Source organism: Amycolatopsis minnesotensis, assembly GCF_039529815.1.
Lineage (GTDB): Bacteria > Actinomycetota > Actinomycetes > Mycobacteriales > Pseudonocardiaceae > Amycolatopsis > Amycolatopsis minnesotensis.
This window is the reverse complement of sequence record NZ_BAAANN010000032.1, coordinates 1-16,341: the sequence shown is the minus strand read 5'-3', so window position 1 is coordinate 16,341 and position 16,341 is coordinate 1. Positions and strand designations below refer to the sequence as shown.

Sequence of the window (16,341 nt, the reverse complement as noted above, 5' to 3'; positions counted from 1 at the left end):
GTGCAGGGAAGCGTCTTTTCGAGTCAACCCGTAACACGGTGCGCGGCCGCACTGATTTCCCGCACATGGCCGGTGACGGAATGCGATCAAGGAACCCCATCCGCCCACGGACGCGGCCGTACGTGCTCACCAGTGGCCGCACCCGGTGCACGCACCGGCTCGCGCTGGAAACGCTCGTCACGGTGGCGCCCGAGCAGGGCATGAACCGCGTCCCGACGAGACCCGCCTACTGGCGCGTGCACGAGATCTGCGGGACGCCGGTGTCCGTCGCCGAAATCTCGGCCTTCCTCGGGATCCCGCTCGGCGTCACCCGTGTCGTCGTCAGCGACCTCGCCGACCTGCGGCTCGTGCACCTCCAGGGCGGGGAAACCACGACGGCCGGGCGTCCGCCGCTGGCGTTGATGGAGCGGGTCCTCGACGGGCTGCAACGGCTCTGAGAGTGCTCTCCGTCTAACCCGGATGGAGTAACCTTTAGCACTCTCTTGGGCTTGGAGCCCCTTCATCGCGCACCATCATGACAGTGCGCGAGAATACGGATCCCCCAGACTTCGTGGGTTTCGTTCGTGCGATGGCACCCCGCACGCTGGCCACCGCCAGGGTCGCCGCGGGTGGCGACGAAGAACTGGCCGTCGCCTCGACGGACGAAGCGTACGAAGCGCTCCGCCGCCTCTGGGACGAACGCCGCGAACGCTCGCTTCCCGCCAACTACCGGTCCGCGACCGGGCTCGCCGTGCGTGCCGTCGCCGACGCGTACCGTCGCGAAAACCGGTACGGCCGATCGAGGCGCCGCGACGGCCTGCCCGCCTGGGAACCGGGGCAGCTCGCGGTGCTGCACCGCCAGTCCGCGCAGCGCCTGCTCCGCGCGACCCTGCGCGACCTGCCGCCGGTGACCAGGACCGTCGGCGCGCTGCACTTCCTGGAGGACCTGACCGCCAACGAGATCGCGGGCACGCTCGACCTCCCCGTCGACGTGGTGGCGGCCGAACTGGAGCGGCTCGAGAACATCCGCAAGCTCCAGGAGCGCGCGCAGCGGCTGCCCGAGCGGGTCGTGATCGCCGGTATCGGCGCCGACGGGCTGAGAGCGCTCGAAGAGCTGCGCGTGTCCGGGCTGGCGAACCTGCCGCACGTCGAATTCGTGGCCGGTGGCGCGCAATGGGAAGCGGACAATGTGCGCGAATTCCTCGACGGCGCCGGAATCGTCACGATCGTCACCGGCAAGGCCGACGGCAACAGCGCGCACATCGCGTTGATGACCGCGTGGACGGCGCGGCAGCTCGGCGCGAAAACGGTCGGCATCGGCACCCCGGAGGCGTTCGCGGGCCTCAACGGCGCGTGCGACGCGGCATTCGCGGCGCCGGACGCGGACGGGCTCGCCGCGGTGGTGGAAGGCGCGCTGCAACGGTTCCTCTAACCGGGCGACGGGCGCGGGCGCGCACTACGATCGGCCGGTGACCGAGGCAGAAAAGGGCGGGGAGAGCACGCTCACCGTGGTGCTCGCCGGCGGCGTCAACCTGGCGATCGCGATCATGAAGCTGGTGGCGGGCGTGATCACCGGTTCCGGCGCGATGCTCTCCGAGGCCGCGCATTCGGTGGCGGACACCATCACCGAGGTCCTGCTCCTCACCGCGCTGCGCCGCTCCGACCGCCCCGCGGACCGCGTGCACCCGTTCGGCTACGGCAAGGAACGGTACTTCTGGTCGCTGCTCGCCGCGGTGTCCATTTTCGCCTCGGGCGCGATGTTTTCGTTCTACGAAGGCTTTTCGACGATCTTCGGCGAGCCCGAAGAGCAGACGGCGCCGATCGTCGGCTATCTCGTGCTGGCGCTGGCGTTCGCGATGGAATCGGTGTCGTGGGTGCAGGCCGTGCGGCAGGTGCGCCGGGAATCCGCGGCGGCGCGGCAGACGCTCGGCGAGTACCTGCGCCTGATCGACGACCCGGCGCCGAAGACCGTGCTGTTCGAGGACTCGGCCGCGCTCGTCGGCCTGGTGATCGCCTTCGCCGGGCTCGGGCTGCACCAGCTCACCGGTTCGGCGGCGTGGGACGGCGCGGCCTCGATCGCGATCGGGCTGCTGCTCGCCGTGGTCGCCTACCTCCTGGGCCGCACGAACCGCGGCCTGCTGATCGGCAGGCAGGCCGACCCGAGGCTGGTCCGCGGGATCGGCGGGGCGATCATCGCGACACCGGAGATCGAGGCGCTCGTCGACCTGCAGACCATGCTGATGGGCACCGACCAGGTGCTCGTCTGCACGCGCGTGGACTTCGACGACTCGCTCGGCGCGTCCGACGTCGAGCACGTGTGCGTCCGGCTGGCCGCGGAGCTGGTCGAGAAGTTCAACGACGTCACCGAGGTCTTCATCGAACCGGTGCCCCGCAACGATCCCGACCTGCGCGCCCGCGTACTCGCGCGCTACGGCGACGAAGTGGCGACGCGCTGGAACCCGGCTACCGGATCGGGACCCGCAGCACCTCCGTCGCCTGGAGCAGCCGGATGACCTCTTCCCCGTCCTCGGTCAGATCGCCTTCCAGCTCGGCGGCGGGCAGCACCTCCGGCGTGCCGATCACGTAGTAGCGGCCCTGGTGCCGGATGCCGCCACCACCGGCCCGCTTGAAGTTCCGCACCCAGTCGACACCGGGGCCGTCGGGGAGCGGGAGCACGAACCCGTCCTGGATGCGGAAGGCCGTGACCGGGACGCTGCGGTAGGTGCCGGTCGTCCGATCTCGATACCGGACGAGGCCGAGCCCCGGCGCTCGCCCCGCCCACACGCGCTGCACTGGTTGGGGCAGGTACCAGTTGAGGCGCGCGAGGCGCGGGGGCAGCCGCATCCGAATGATTTTACCGGTCCTTGCCTGAAGCACTGAATCAGTGCTTCACTTCTTGATGTGCCCTACCGACGGACGCCGAAGGTCCAGCAGCGACTCGACGAACAGCGGGCCGCGATCCTCGACGCGGCCGCGGAACTGCTCGCCGAAAGCGGCTATGCGGGCTGCTCGATGGCGGCCGTCGCGGCGAAGGCCGGCGTCGCCACCGGCAGCGTCTACCAGCACTTCCCCGGGAAGGCCGATCTGGTCGTCGAGCTGTTCCGGCGCGTGGTGACCCGCGAGGTCGACGCCGTCGCGGCCGCCGCGGACCGGCCGGGCACCGCGAGCGAACGGGTGCTCGCGGTGGTGAACACGTTCGCCGGGCGCGCGCTGAAGGCACCGCGGCTGGCGTACGCGCTGCTGGCGGAGCCCGTCGACGCGCCCATCGAGACCGAGCGGCTGGTGTTCCGGCAGGCGTTCCGGGACATCGTCGCCAGGCACGTCGCCGACGGCGTGCGCGCGGGCGAGCTGACCCCGCAGGATCCGGCGATCACCGCGGCCGGGCTGGTCGGCGCGTTCGCCGAAGTGCTCATCGGACCGCTCACCTCGGGCGACGCCGCCGCCATCGAAGAACTCTGCCGCTTCGCCGTACGGGCGATTTCCCCGCTTGGAGGTTCGGATGCCCACACATGAGGTCACCAACCAGGTTCCGCCGCTGCACGGGCACGACGTGGCCGCCGATCCGGCGCTGCTGGCGGCGCTGGACCGCGAAGGCGCGGGCTGGGCGGAACCGGAGCTGCACGAGCTGGGCGAGCTCGCCGGCGGCGAGGAAGCGCGGGAGTGGGGCCGGCTCGTCAACGAGAACGAACCGGTGCTGCGCACGCACGACCGGTACGGCAACCGGATCGACGAGGTCGAGTTCCACCCGCACTGGCACGACCTGATGCGCGTCGCGGTTTCGCACGGCCTGCACGGCGCGCCGTGGCGGGACGACCGGCCGTCGGCGCACGCCGCGCGCGCCGCGAAGATGTACGTGTGGGGCCAGGTCGAGGCAGGCCATTCCTGCCCGGTTTCGATGACGTACGCGGCAATTCCGGCGCTGCGGCACAACCCCGAGCTGGCGGCGAAGTACGAACCGCTGCTCGCCGCGCGGGAATACGACTACGGCCTGCGTGAGCCCGGCACCAAGCGCGGGCTCATCGCGGGCATGTCGATGACCGAGAAGCAGGGCGGCTCCGACGTGCGCGCGAACACCACGACCGCGCGCCCGAACGGCGACGGGACCTACCGGATCGTCGGCCACAAGTGGTTCACCTCCGCGCCGATGTCGGACCTGTTCCTCACCCTCGCGCAGGCGCCGGGCGGGCTCTCGTGCTTCCTGCTGCCGCGCGTGCTGCCCGACGGCACGCGCAACGCGCTTCGCTTGCAGCGCTTGAAGGACAAGCTCGGCAACCGGTCGAACGCGTCGTCGGAGATCGAGTACGAGAACGCCGTCGGCTGGCTCGTCGGCGAGGAGGGCCGTGGCGTGCGGACCATCATCGAGATGGTCAATAACACCCGGCTGGACTGCGCGGTCGGCAGCGCGGCGGGGATGCGCGCCGCGACCGTGCAGGCCGTGCACCACGCGACGCACCGGCACGCGTTCGGCAAGGCGCTCGACCAGCAGCCGCTGATGGCGAACGTGCTGGCCGATCTCGTGCTCGAGTCGGAGGCCGCGACGACCGTCGGCATGCGGCTCGCGGGCGCCACCGGACGTCCCGAGGAGCAGGCGTTCCGCAGGCTCGGCCTCGCGGTGACGAAGTACTGGGTCTGCAAGCGCGCGCCGTCGCACGCGGCCGAGGCACTGGAATGCCTTGGCGGCAACGGATACGTCGAAGAGTCCGGGATGCCGCGGCTCTACCGCGAAGCGCCGCTGATGTCCATTTGGGAGGGTTCGGGCAACGTCGCCGCACTGGACGCGTTGCGCGCCATGGCGAAGCAACCGGACACAGTGGACGCCTTCTTCACCGAGGTCGAACTGGCGGCGGGCGCCGATTCGCGCCTCGACGACGCGCACGCGCGGCTGCGCAAGGACCTCTCCGATCTCGCGGACATCGAATACCGCGCGCGCCGGATCGTCGAGAGCATGGCCTTGGTGCTGCAGGGCTCGCTGCTGGTGCGGTTCGGCGCCCCGGCGGTCGCCGACGCGTTCTGCGCGTCGCGGTTCGGCGGGGACTGGGGCGTCGCCTTCGGCACGTTGCCGTCCGGTGTGGACACTGCCGCGATCATCGACAGGGCAAGGGCTTCCTGATGGGCGTCCGCATCGAACGGCAGGGCCCGGTGACCACGGTGATCCTGGACCACCCCGAGAAGCGCAACGCCGTCGACGGCTCGGCCGCCGCCATGCTGGCTGACGCGTTCCGCGAATTCGACGCCGACGAGGAGGCTTCCGTCGCCGTGATGTGGGGCGAGGGCGGCACCTTCTGCGCGGGCGCCGACCTGAAGGCCGTCGGCACCGAACGCGGCAACTCCTTGACCGAGGACGGCGACGGCCCGATGGGACCGACCAGGATGCGGCTGGGCAAACCGGTGATCGCCGCGATCGCGGGGCACGCCGTCGCGGGCGGGCTGGAACTGGCGCTGTGGTGCGATCTCCGGGTCGCCGAACCGGACGCCGTGCTGGGCGTGTTCTGCCGCCGGTGGGGCGTGCCGCTCATCGACGGCGGCACGGTGCGGCTGCCGCGCCTGATCGGTTCGAGCCGGGCGATGGACCTGGTGCTCACCGGCCGCCCCGTCGACGCGGCCGAAGCACTGGGCATGGGCCTGGTCAACCGGGTGTGCGAACCGGGCCAGTCCCGCGTCGCCGCGGAACGGCTGGCCGCCGAGATCGCCGGCTTCCCGCAGACCTGCCTGCGGGAGGACCGGCTCTCCCTGATGGACCAGAACGGACTGTCCGAAAAGGATGCTCTGGTGGCGGAGTACCGGCACGGCCTGACGTCCCTGGCGGCCGACACCCTCGCCGGAGCGAAACGCTTCGCCGACGGCGAAGGCAGGCACGGCTCCTTCACCTAGACTTCTCGGCCGCACCCCGAAAAGCGACCTCCGACTGCCGCGTCGCCCGCTCACACCCCGCATGCGACCTTCAGCGCGGGAACGCATCCGGCCCGCGCTGCACCAGGAATGTCGGTGCCACCCGGTAACGTTGAAATCGGGGGCTCCCAGGCGCACGAAAGGGCATTCTCGTACACCTCCGGGATCCCTGAAGGACGCCTTCAGGGAATCCAACGCCGCGAACTCGCCCCTCGCGGCCACGCGCCCTCGCAACAAAGTCTTCCGCGCGGTACCCCGCGGCACCGGAATTGTCGGGGGCGGGTCCTATCGTTCGACCATGACCGACACAACCGCACCGATCGGCGCGATGGCCACCGAGGCGCTGGGCCTGTTCCTCGCCGCGGTGGAGCAGACGCCGCCGGAAAGCTGGGACGAGCCGTCGAACCTCGAGGGCTGGAGCGTGCGCGAGCTGGTCGCGCACGCCACCGGAAGCGCCACGAAGATCGTGACGCACGTCGAGGACGGCGAGATCCGGCCAGGTCCCTCCGATCCCGCGGACTGGATGTACGAGGACCCGGCAGCGCGGCTCCGCGAGCTGGCCGCGCGGTTGCGGGACGCGCTGCCCGGCGCCGACCTGGACACACCGCGGGCATCCCCGGAGGGTGCGGTCCCGCTTCGCCGTGCGCTCACCTTTCCCGTCTCCGACCTGACCCTGCACAGCTGGGACGTGCACCGCTCGCAGGGGCGGCTGGTCGAGCTGCCCGAGCAGGCGCTGGCGTTCTGCCGCGCCCTGGTGGCGTCGGTGCCCGAGGACATGCTGCGGCGGCCGGGCGGCTTCGGGCCGGCCAAGCCCGTGCCCGAACCGTCGACCCCCACCACCCGGCTGATGGCCCACCTCGGGCGCTCGATCCAGCCCGGACGCTAGGCGACGTTCTCCAGTGCGGTGCCCTTGGTTTCGCGGATGAACCTGAGCACGAACGGGATCGACAGCAGCGCGAACGCGGCGTAGATCCAGTACGTGACGCTCAGGTTCCAGTCGCCCATGCTCGGGAAGCTGACCGTGACCAGCCAGTTCGCCACCCAGTTCGCGGCCGTGCCGACGGCCAGCGCGGCGCCGCGGATGCGCAGCGGGAACATCTCGCCGAGCAGCACCCACAGGATCACGCCCCACGACAGCGCGAACGAGAGCACGAAGACGTTCGCGAACACCAGCGCCACCGGGCCCCACGCGCCCGGCAGGCTCAGTTCGCCGTTGACCTTCACCGAGTTGCCGAACGCGATGGCTGCCACGCCGAGTCCGATCGCCATGCCGACGGAACCGATGAGCAGCAACGGTTTCCGGCCGACGCGGTCGATGAACGCGATCGCGATGAAGGTGCCGATGATGTTGATGACCGGGCTGACCATCGAGATCAGCAGCGAATCGGTGTTCTGGCCGACGGAGTGCCACAGGGTGTCCGAGTAGTAGAAGATCACGTTGATCCCGACGAACTGCTGGAACACGGCGAGCGCGATACCGACCCACACGATCGGCAGCAGCCCGAACCTCCCGCCGAGCAGGCTCTTCACGCTCGACCGCCGTTCGGTGCGCATCCCGCGGCGCAGGTCGGCGACCTTGGCGTCCAGCGCCTCGTCGTCCTCGATACCCTCCACTTCGGACAGAACCGCGCGCGCTTTTCCGGTCTTCCCGATGGAAAGCAGGTAGTGCGGCGATTCGGGGATGACCGACGCGAGCACGAAGTAGATGATCGCGGGCACCGCGGCGGCGCCGAGCATCCACTGCCACGGTTCGAGGCCGCCGAGCGAGCCGTTGAGGTCGTGGCTGCCGTCCGGCCCGAGCGGCGCGAAGTCCTTGATCACCCAGTTGACCAGCGCGGACACCCCGATGCCGAGCACGATCGCGAGCTGCTGCAGCGACGCGAGCCTGCCGCGGTAGGCGGGCGGGGCGACCTCGGCGATGTAGGCGGGCCCGATCACCGAGGCGACACCGATCGCGATCCCGCCGACCACGCGCCAGATCGCGAGGTCCCAGATGCTGAACGGGAACATCGCGCCGATCGCGCTGACCAGGAACAGCACCGCGGCGAGCTGCATGGTGCGGATGCGGCCGATGCGATCGGAGAGCAGCCCGCCGAACCAGGCCCCGACCGCGGAGCCGATCAGCGCGCTGGACACGGTGAGCCCGGTCGCGGCCTGCCCCACCTCGAAGTGCTTCTGGATGCCGAGCACGGCGCCGTTGATGTTCGAGCTGTCGTAGCCGAACAGGAACCCGCCGACGGCGGCGGCGCCCGCGATGAACACGACATGGGCCAAGTGCTGGTGCTCGGCCCCCGATCCCTGCTTCCCGATCGCCGTACTGCTCACGGCCACACCCGCAATCCGCATCGATTCCGACCTCGTGCGACACCGCCCGCGCAAACGGCGCGGCGGCGCACACCCGTCTGGGTCAACCTCTCACATGGTCTGGACCATGCCATACCAGATGGTGAGGTGGACCACCCGGCTCAGTCACGGCGTGTCCGCCTTCCCGCGAACACGAGCGCCGCGCCGATGAGCACCATCCCGAAGCCCGCGAGACCGGGAATCAGCACGTCGACACCGGTTTTCGCGAGTGGCTTCCTCGGTCCGCCCGGCTCGGGGGCGCCGGGAGTGCCCGGTTCGCCCGGTGTTCCCGGCACCCCGGGTTCCTCGGGCGTGTGCACGGCGACCTTCGCGGTGCCCGTGTCGCGCACCGGGTCGCCCGGCTGTTCGGTGTCCGGGGTGCCGGTGCCGGTCGCGACGTTCACCAGCTCGCCGGTCTGCGGCGCGGTGGTGGTGCACGTCCACTCCTGCTTCGCGCCCGCCGCGAGCTTGTCGAACGTCCGATCGCACACCGGCAGCGTCGGGTCGCTCACCTTCACCGGCACGAGGTCGACGTTGCCGGTGTTCGTCGCGGTCAGCGTGAACGTGACGGTTTCGCCCGCCCGAGCGGTCTCCGCGGACGCCTTCTTGGTGACGTCGAGGCCCGGCTTCGCGACCTTCGCCACCGCGTCGTCGGTGGCGTCGACCGGCTTGCCCGTGGGGTCGTCGCCGGTGGCCGTGACGGTGTTCGTGATGTCCGCGTCGCCCATGGTCAGCTCGCAGGTGACCGGCTTCGACTCCGCGCCGACGGCGAGTGAGCCGATCTCCGCCGAGCAGCCCTTCGCCACCGGGTCGTCGAGCTTGACGTTCACCAGCGGCACGTCACCCGTGTTCTTCGCGACCACGGTGAAAGTGACCTTTTGGCCCGGTAGCACGGGTTTCGCCGGCCCGGTCTTGGTCACCGTGATGCCCGGCCCGATCACGTCGACCTCGGCGTCGTCGGTGCCGGTGACCTTCCGGCCGGTGGGATCGTCCCCGGTCACCGTCGCCGTGTTGGTCACGTCCTCGGTCGCGGTGATCGTGCAGGTGTGCTTCTCGGTGGCGTTCGGCGCGAGCGTGGCGACGGTGAACCCGCACGCGGGCGTCCGATCGTCCACAACGGACACACCGGTGAGCGGCACGTCTCCGGTGTTGGTCACGGTGATCGTGAAGGTCACCTGCTCGCCCGGCCGCACCAGCGGCGGCGACGCGTCCTTCTGGATCTCGACACCCGGGTGGATCACGTCGACCTCGGCGTCGTCCTGACTCGTCACGGGCGGCCCGGTCGGCGGGGTTCCGGTCACCGTCGCGACGTTCGTGACGTCGTCGCCGGGCGCGGTCATCGTGCACGGGTAGGTCCGCTTCCCGCCCACCGGCAGGTCGCCGACGGACCGCGCGCATTCCGCGGCGATCGGGTCCGCGACCGTCACCCCGGTCAGCGGGACGTCCCCGGTGTTCGTGACCGTGATCGTGAACGGCACCGAGTCGCCTTCGCGGAACGGTCCACCTCGGACGTCCTTCGTGATCGCGATCCCGGGGTGCTGCACGGTGAACGTCGCGTCATCGGTGGCGGTCACGGGTTGCTTCGTCGGATCGTCGCCGGTGACGGTCGCGGTGTTCGTGAACCCGGTGGTGCCCGCCACGGTGGTGCAGGTGTGCGTGCTCGTGCCCTGCGGCGCGAGGGTGCCGATCGTGTTCGCACAGGCCGGGGTTCGATCGTCCACAACGGACACGTCGGTGAGCGGCACGTCTCCGGTGTTGGTCACGGTGATGGTGAACGTGACGGTGTCGCCCTCGCGGACCGCCGCCGGGTTGGCGTCCTTGGTGATCGTGACCGCCGGGTGGATCACGTCCACGCTCGCGTCGTCGGCCGCGGTCACGGTGCGGCCGGTCGGCTCGGTGCCGGTGACCGTCGCGGTGTTGGTGAAGTCGTCCTGGCCCGCCGCGGCCGTGCAGGTGTAGGTTTCCACGCCGCTCGGTTCGACCCGGTCGAACGTGCGGGCACACGACGGCGTCCGATCGTCCACAACGGACACATTTGTCAGCGGCACGTCACCGGTGTTGCGCACCACGAGGGTGAAGGTCACCGTCTCGCCGACGCGCGCGGTGGTCGGCGACGCGTCCTTGGTGATCGTGACGGCCGGGTGGATCACGTCGACCTTCGCGTCATCCGTGCTCGTCACGGGCGGCCCGACCGGAGGGGTGCCGGTCGCCGTCGCCACGTTCACGACGTCGTCGCCGGGCGCGGTCATCGTGCACTCGTAGGTTTCCGAGGCACCGGCGGCGATCTCGGCGAAGGTGCGCGCGCAGTCCGCGGCGACCGGGTCCACCACGGTGACCGCGCGCAGCGGACCGTCACCGGTGTTGGCCACGGTGATCCGGAAGGTCACCTGGTCACCGGTGCGGAACGGGCCGCCGACGGTGTCCTTGGTGATGGACAGGCCGGGATGGCGGACCACGAACGACGCGTCGTCCTCGTCGGTCACCGGCCGGCCGGTCGGATCCGTGCCGGTGACGGTCGCGGTGTTGGTGAACCCGGCCGCGCCCGCGACGACGGAACAGGTGTAGGTACGGGTGTCCTTCGGCGCGAGCGCGCCGATCGTGCTCGCGCAGGCGGGCGTTCGATCGTCCACAACGGACACAGTGGTCAGCGGGACGTCGCCGGTGTTGGTCACGGTGAGGGTGAAGGTGACCGTGTCGCCCTCGCGCACCTCGCCGGGCGCGACGTCCTTCCGGATCTCGACGGCGGGATGGATCACGTCCACGCTCGCGTCGTCGGCCGTGGTCACCGGCCGGTCGCTGCCGTCGGTGCCGGTGACCGTCGCGGTGTTGGTGAAGTCGCCCTCACCCGCGACCATCGTGCACTGGTAGGTCTGCTTCCCTTGCGGGGCAAGCGTTCCCAGGTGCTTCGCACAGGACGCGGCCACCGGGTCGGCCACCGTGACGTCGGACAGCGGGCTGTCGCCGGTGTTCGTGACCGTGATCGTGAAGGTCACGGTGTCACCCGCGCGCACCACGGCGGGCGCGGCGTCCTTCTGGATGGCGATCGCGGGGTGGATCACGCTCACCTTCGCGTCGTCCGTCGCGGTCACCGGCGGCCCGACGGGCGGCGTTCCGGTCGTGGTCGCCACGTTCGTGAAATCGTCCGCGGGAGCGGTACTGGTGCACTCGAAGGTCCAGGTCCCGTTCACCGCGAGCGTGCCGCTGTAGGTCCTCGCGCAGTCCGGGGCCAGCGGGTCGGTCACCGCGACCCCGGTGAGCGGCACGTCGCCGGTGTTGGTCACGGTGATCGCGTAGGTGACCGTGTCGCCTTCGCGGAACGGGCCGCCGCGCACGTCCTTGGCGATCGTGACGGCGGGCTGCTGCACGGTGAAGGTCGCGTCGTCGGTTGCCTTGGCAGCACCGCCGATCGGGTCGGTTCCGGTGACGGTGGCGGTGTTGGTGAAGCCCTGCGCGCCGGCGACCGTCGTGCACTGGTAGGTCTGTTTTCCTTGTGGTGCAAGCGAATCGAAGGTTCGCGCGCAGGCAGGAGTCCGGTCGTCGGCCACCCGTGCGTTCGACAGCGGCACGTCGCCGGTGTTCGTGACGGTGATCGCGTAGGTGACCGTGTCGCCCTCGCGGACCGCCGTCGGGGTGGCGTCCTTCGTGATCGTCACCGCCGGGTGGATCACGTCGACCACGGCGTCGTCGGTCACCGTCACCTCGCGGCCGATCGGGTCCTTGCCCGAGGCGGTGGCGGTGTTGGTGAAGTCGTCCGCAGGCGCGGGCGCGGTACAGGTGAACGTCCGCGTTCCCTTCGGCACCAGTGCGCCGATCGTCCGCGCGCACGAAGGCGTCCGATTGTCCACAACGGACACATCGGCGAGCGGCACGTCACCGGAGTTGGTCACCGTGATGGTGAACGTCACCTGGTCACCCGCGTGCACGACGGCCGGATTCGCGGACTTTTCGATGGTGAGGCCGGGGTTGATCACGGTGACCGTGGCGGACGCGGTATCGGTCACGTGCTGGCCCGAGGCGTCGGTGCCGTCCGCGGTGACCGTGTTCGTGGTGGTGTTCGACGGGTTCGCCGTGCACGAATAGGTCTGGGCGGCGCCCGGCGCGAGCGCACCGAACGTCCTGCTGCACGCGGTCGTGGTGTCGTCGGTCAGCTTCACCGGGTTCAGCGGGCTGTCCCCGGTGTTCTTCACGGTGATGGTCCAGGTCACCTTGTCCCCGGCGTGGATGGTCACCGGATCGGCGGTCTTGGTGACCTCGATCGCGGGCGCGATGACCGGCACCGGCGCGTCGGCGGTCGCGGTGACCTGCTTCCCGAGCGGATCGGCGCCGGTCACCGTCGCGGTGTTCACGCCACCCGCCACCGGTGCCGTCGTGGTGCAGGTGAACTCCGTCGACGCGCCGGCGGCGAGCGAACCCGGGAGCGTGCGCGCGCAGCTCGCCGTCTTCGGGTCGGCCACGGTCACGTTCGTCAGCGGCACATCGCCGGTGTTGGTGGCGCGGACCGTGAAGGTCACCCGGTCGCCCGCGCGGTAGGCGGGCTTGTCGGCCTTCTTCGTGATGCCGACGGCGGGGTGGATCACGTCGACCGTGGTGGTCGAGGACCCGTCGAGCGGCTCGTCGAGTGCGCTTCTGCCGCTGACCTTCGCGGTGTTGGCGAAATCGTCGCCGGGCGCGGTCGCGGTGCACGTGTACGTCGTGCTCGCGCCGCCTGCCAGGTTCCCGATCGTCTTCGCGCACGCCGGATACGCCGGATCCTCGACCCGCACCCCGGAAGCGGGCGCACCGCTCGGGTTCGTGACCTTGATCGTGAACGTCACCGGTTCGCCCTCGTGGACCACGGCAGGCGACGCGGTCTTGGTGATCTGCAGTTCGGGAACCGGCGTGGAGAAGGCCAGGTTCTGCGCGAGATAGGAATCGCCGGTCGTGCCGAATCCCAGTCTCGCGCTCGTCGCCCCGGCCGGGATCGCCGCGGTCTTGAACGACTTCGCGTCCACACTGAAATTGTTCTTCGCGCCGGGTTCGGTCGCCCCGTTGGTATTGGAAATGAAGTAGTTGTTGGGATCGCCGGTGTCGGGCTCTCGCTGCGGGGTGTCGTTGATCAGGAAGCGGTCGCCGGAAATGCCCCAGTCACCTTCGTAGGCGGTGACGCCGACGTGCGCGTCCGCCGCGGCGGCCCGGAACCCGCTGACCGTGGCGTTCGTGGTCGGGTCCGTGCTGTTCTGCCGCACGTGCCCGTCGTAGACGAACACCTCGCGCTTGTTCGGCGCGTGGTCGGCGTTGCGCTCGGGGTAGGAGTAGACGACCGCGATCGACCAGCCGCCCATGCAGTTGAACCCCTTGGGCGCCCACACGTTCCCGACCGTCAGGTCCAGAGCGGACCCGGTCGGCGCCCCCGCGAACGCCGAAGTGACGTCGGCGTAGGCGGAGTAGTACTGGCCGCCGCTGTAACTGGCCGACGGGTCCTCGGTGTAGGAACCGGGCGCGATATCGGCGGCCTTCCCGCCGCCGACGGTCAGCCGGACCGGTTGGTTCGCGGGTGTGCCCGGCGGCAGGATCGCGGGCGTGTCGAAGTTCCGCCGCTGGCACATCGGGACGTTCGACGGGAACCCGGGGGAAAGGTTGTAGACACCGGTGTTGCCTGCCCAGTTCAACCGCGCGAATTCGACCTTGGCGCCGGGCGGAATCGTCACCGCGGCACGGCTGGAATTGAACGTGCCGGGATCGGAATCGACATCGGTCCACTGGATGAAGTAGTTGTCGTTCACCCTCGTGTCGGTGCGGTCCGCCGTCGCGGCGCACGCTGACAACGGATTGTTCCCCGTCAGCGGGGCACCGTCACCGGCGACGGGACACCGGGTGACGCCGTTCCCGACGTACAGGAAGTCGCCGTAGAGCGTCTTGTTGAAGTTCAGCGCGAACGGTTTCACCACGCCCGCTTCGGCGGGCGCGTCGACCAGCGTCACCCCCGCGAACGCCACCAACGAGGCCAGCAGAATGCGAAACAACCTGCCCGCAACGGACATGCGCGTGACCCCCGAACAAGGCGACGTGACGATCGGATCTTGTCATGTGTCGCCGATTCGGGCGCTTTCGTTATCTCCACAGTGGACAAAGCCACCCGGCTAGGTGATCTCTTTCGTGTGGCCGGGCAGGCGCGCGGTTGCTTCGTGGGTGATTTCCGTGGCTTCACCGATGAACCGGACGATCGTGTCGAGCTCGGCCTCGGAATAGCTCGCGCACGCCTTGACCACCGAGGAGATCAGGAAGTCCCACAGGTGCACGTCCGCCCGCAGGCCGTCGGAGTCGATCTCCACCAGCACCTTGCGCCGGTCGCCGGGGTGCGGGCGGCGGCGGACCACGCCCTTGCGCTCCATCCGGTCGATGAGGGCGGTGACCGAGGCGGGGGCGAGGCCGGAGTGCTTCGCCAGCTCCTTCGGCGTGAGCGGGCCGAGCCGGTCCAGGTAGTCGGCGGTTTTCGACTCGGTGGCCGAAAGCCCCGCGGTCTCGGCGATGGCGGTGTGGAACATGACGGTCTCCGTCGACCAGAGCCGGGCACCGTCGAGCACCTTGCCCACGAGCTGTTCCTTGCGGCTTGACACGCCCGGGATTCTAACCCACTATTTAGTTCGACGAAACGAATTAGTTTCTAAGAGGTTCGAGGGGATGAAGGACATGGCGAAGGCGCTGATCATCGGGGGCGGGATCGCGGGCACCGTGACCGCGATGGCACTCCGCAAAGCGGGCCACGACGTGCGGCTCTACGAGGCGTACGACCGGAGCGCCGACGGCGTCGGCGCGTTCCTGACCCTCGCCGTCAACGGGCTCGACGCACTCGACGCCCTGGACCTGAAAGACCTGGTCAAGGGGCTCGGCTTCGACACGCCGAAGATGTCGCTGAGCCTCGGCGACGGGCACCGGCTCGCCGAGTTCCCGCTCGGCGGCGCGATGCCGGACGGCACCGTCAGCCAGACGGTCCGGCGCTCGGACCTCTACGTCGCGCTGCGCGACGAGGCCGTGCGCAGAGGCGTCCACACCGAGTACGGGAAACGGCTGGTCAGCGCGTCGGAAACGGCCGACGGCGTCCGCGCGCGGTTCGCCGACGGCACCGAGGCCGACGGCGACCTGCTGATCGGCGCGGACGGCCTGCGGTCACAGGTGCGCCGAATCATCGACCCCGCCGCGCCCGCGCCGCGGTACATCCCGCTGCTGAACACCGGCGGCTTCACCCGCGATGTCGAGGTCGGCGGCGAGCCGGGCGTCATGCACATGACCTTCGGCAAGCGCCTGTTCCACGCCTACGTGCCGCGGCCAGGAGGCGAAGTGTGGTGGTTCGCCAACCTGCCGCGACGCCGCGAACCGACCCAGTCCGAGCTGGCCGGGATCACCAGCGAGGAGTGGCGCGCGAAGCTGCTGCGGCTGACCGCGGGCGATCGCTCGCCGATCGGGGCGGTCATCGAAGCGACCGAGGAGATCTCCACGCCGTGGTCGACCTACGACTTCCCGAGCGTGCCGAACTGGCGCACCGCCCGCATGGTGATCATCGGTGACGCCGCGCACGCCACCTCGCCCGCCGCGGGCCAGGGCGCCGCGATGGCGTTGGAGGACGCCGTCACGCTCGGCCGGTGCCTGCGCGATTCGACGGTCCCCGAAGCGTTGCGGCACTACGAAAAGCTGCGCCGCGCGCGTGTGGAACGGGTCGTCGAACAGGGCAAGCGCAACGGCAGCAACAAGATGAGCGGCCCGGTGAGCCACCTGATCCGGGATGCCTTCCTGCGGCGCGCCTTCCGCAACCCGAAGGCGGGGCAGGACGCCGGCGAGTGGATGTGGGCCCACCACATCGACTGGGCGACCCCGGTCACCGCCTGACCGGCGGGCGCCTGCTCCATACCCCGAAGAATGCTCCTATCGGGGTCGAGGCGAGGTCCGCTGCGCATGCCCCGAAGGCGCCCTTGAGGGAACCAGACGCCGCAAAGGGCACCTTCGGGGCATCAGCAGCGCCACCCCCCGCGCAATGAGAGCCGAGTTCGCGGCGTCACATGCCCCGAAGGACGGGCGGATTCATGCGGTGGTCGCAACATGCTCTATTTAGGACAGTAGCATGGTGAGTTTTTCTTTGGGGGTGAGCCAGTTGAG

The 16,341-nt window shown here is 70.0% G+C and carries 12 protein-coding genes; 8 read left to right on the top strand and 4 right to left on the bottom strand.

Features of this window, described 5'->3' with window-relative positions:
- Nucleotides 1-65 precede the first annotated feature (65 nt).
- The 3 genes from ABD256_RS32315 (at nucleotide 66) to ABD256_RS32305 (ending at nucleotide 2,492) form a co-directional block, all read left to right on the top strand.
- Entirely contained in the window at nucleotides 66-437 is a 372-nt protein-coding gene (locus ABD256_RS32315; protein ID WP_344427728.1) for a DUF742 domain-containing protein, read from the top strand.
- 131 nt (nucleotides 438-568) lie between these two features.
- Nucleotides 569-1,411 carry a sigma-70 family RNA polymerase sigma factor gene (locus tag ABD256_RS32310; RefSeq protein WP_344427725.1) on the top strand — a complete coding sequence of 281 codons (843 nt, stop codon included), beginning with the start codon at nucleotides 569-571 and terminating at the stop codon, nucleotides 1,409-1,411.
- 37 nt (nucleotides 1,412-1,448) lie between these two features.
- Entirely contained in the window at nucleotides 1,449-2,492 is a 1,044-nt protein-coding gene (locus tag ABD256_RS32305) for a cation diffusion facilitator family transporter (protein ID WP_344427722.1), read from the top strand.
- Here ABD256_RS32305 and ABD256_RS32300 read toward each other — a convergent pair.
- Nucleotides 2,443-2,823 (bottom strand): nitroreductase family deazaflavin-dependent oxidoreductase, encoded by a 381-nt coding sequence (locus tag ABD256_RS32300; RefSeq protein ID WP_344427719.1) that lies wholly within the window; start codon nucleotides 2,821-2,823, stop codon nucleotides 2,443-2,445. The genes ABD256_RS32305 and ABD256_RS32300 overlap by 50 nt on opposite strands.
- A gap of 57 nt (nucleotides 2,824-2,880) precedes the next feature.
- On the opposite strand from ABD256_RS32300, the gene ABD256_RS32295 reads away from it, so the two are divergent.
- The 4 genes from ABD256_RS32295 (at nucleotide 2,881) to ABD256_RS32280 (ending at nucleotide 6,754) form a co-directional block, all read left to right on the top strand.
- Nucleotides 2,881-3,492 (top strand): TetR family transcriptional regulator, encoded by a 612-nt coding sequence (locus tag ABD256_RS32295; RefSeq protein ID WP_344427716.1) that lies wholly within the window; start codon nucleotides 2,881-2,883, stop codon nucleotides 3,490-3,492.
- Nucleotides 3,479-5,089, top strand: coding sequence for an acyl-CoA dehydrogenase family protein (locus ABD256_RS32290; RefSeq protein WP_344427713.1), 1,611 nt, complete (start codon nucleotides 3,479-3,481; stop codon nucleotides 5,087-5,089). Before ABD256_RS32295 ends, ABD256_RS32290 begins: the two co-directional genes overlap by 14 nt.
- Nucleotides 5,089-5,850, top strand: coding sequence for a crotonase/enoyl-CoA hydratase family protein (locus ABD256_RS32285; protein ID WP_344427710.1), 762 nt, complete (start codon nucleotides 5,089-5,091; stop codon nucleotides 5,848-5,850). Before ABD256_RS32290 ends, ABD256_RS32285 begins: the two co-directional genes overlap by 1 nt.
- Nucleotides 5,851-6,166: 316 nt before the next feature.
- The gene (locus ABD256_RS32280) at nucleotides 6,167-6,754 is read left to right on the top strand and encodes a TIGR03086 family metal-binding protein (RefSeq protein WP_344427707.1); all 588 of its coding nucleotides are present in this window, start codon (nucleotides 6,167-6,169) and stop codon (nucleotides 6,752-6,754) included.
- On the opposite strand, the gene ABD256_RS32275 is transcribed toward ABD256_RS32280, so the two are convergent.
- The 3 genes from ABD256_RS32275 to ABD256_RS32265 all read right to left on the bottom strand — a co-directional run bounded on the left by ABD256_RS32275 (nucleotide 6,751) and on the right by ABD256_RS32265 (nucleotide 14,807).
- The gene (locus ABD256_RS32275; RefSeq protein WP_344427704.1) at nucleotides 6,751-8,193 is read right to left on the bottom strand and encodes a sugar porter family MFS transporter; all 1,443 of its coding nucleotides are present in this window, start codon (nucleotides 8,191-8,193) and stop codon (nucleotides 6,751-6,753) included. The two genes, ABD256_RS32280 and ABD256_RS32275, sit on opposite strands and share 4 nt — an antisense overlap.
- A 140-nt stretch (nucleotides 8,194-8,333) precedes the next feature.
- Nucleotides 8,334-14,231, bottom strand: coding sequence for a DUF7507 domain-containing protein (locus ABD256_RS32270; protein WP_344427701.1), 5,898 nt, complete (start codon nucleotides 14,229-14,231; stop codon nucleotides 8,334-8,336).
- 99 nt (nucleotides 14,232-14,330) lie between these two features.
- Complete coding sequence (locus ABD256_RS32265; protein ID WP_344427698.1) at nucleotides 14,331-14,807, bottom strand: MarR family winged helix-turn-helix transcriptional regulator; 477 nt, start codon at nucleotides 14,805-14,807, stop codon at nucleotides 14,331-14,333.
- Between the two features lie 73 nt (nucleotides 14,808-14,880).
- Between ABD256_RS32265 and ABD256_RS32260 the strand changes: the two genes are divergently transcribed.
- Nucleotides 14,881-16,074 carry an FAD-dependent oxidoreductase gene (locus ABD256_RS32260; RefSeq protein ID WP_344427993.1) on the top strand — a complete coding sequence of 398 codons (1,194 nt, stop codon included), beginning with the start codon at nucleotides 14,881-14,883 and terminating at the stop codon, nucleotides 16,072-16,074.
- The last annotated feature ends 267 nt before the right edge of the window (nucleotides 16,075-16,341 follow it).

What these genes read in the sequence shown, in the direction of transcription:
- ABD256_RS32260 (WP_344427993.1), top strand. Translation starts at nt 14,881, where the DNA reads ATGGCGAAGGCGCTGATCATCGGGGGCGGGATCGCGGGCACCGTGACC.
- ABD256_RS32310 (WP_344427725.1), top strand. Translation starts at nt 569, where the DNA reads ATGGCACCCCGCACGCTGGCCACCGCCAGGGTCGCCGCGGGTGGCGAC.
- ABD256_RS32270 (WP_344427701.1), bottom strand. Translation starts at nt 14,231, where the DNA reads ATGTCCGTTGCGGGCAGGTTGTTTCGCATTCTGCTGGCCTCGTTGGTG.
- ABD256_RS32290 (WP_344427713.1), top strand. Translation starts at nt 3,479, where the DNA reads ATGCCCACACATGAGGTCACCAACCAGGTTCCGCCGCTGCACGGGCAC.
- ABD256_RS32285 (WP_344427710.1), top strand. Translation starts at nt 5,089, where the DNA reads ATGGGCGTCCGCATCGAACGGCAGGGCCCGGTGACCACGGTGATCCTG.
- ABD256_RS32315 (WP_344427728.1), top strand. Translation starts at nt 66, where the DNA reads ATGGCCGGTGACGGAATGCGATCAAGGAACCCCATCCGCCCACGGACG.
- ABD256_RS32280 (WP_344427707.1), top strand. Translation starts at nt 6,167, where the DNA reads ATGACCGACACAACCGCACCGATCGGCGCGATGGCCACCGAGGCGCTG.
- ABD256_RS32300 (WP_344427719.1), bottom strand. Translation starts at nt 2,823, where the DNA reads ATGCGGCTGCCCCCGCGCCTCGCGCGCCTCAACTGGTACCTGCCCCAA.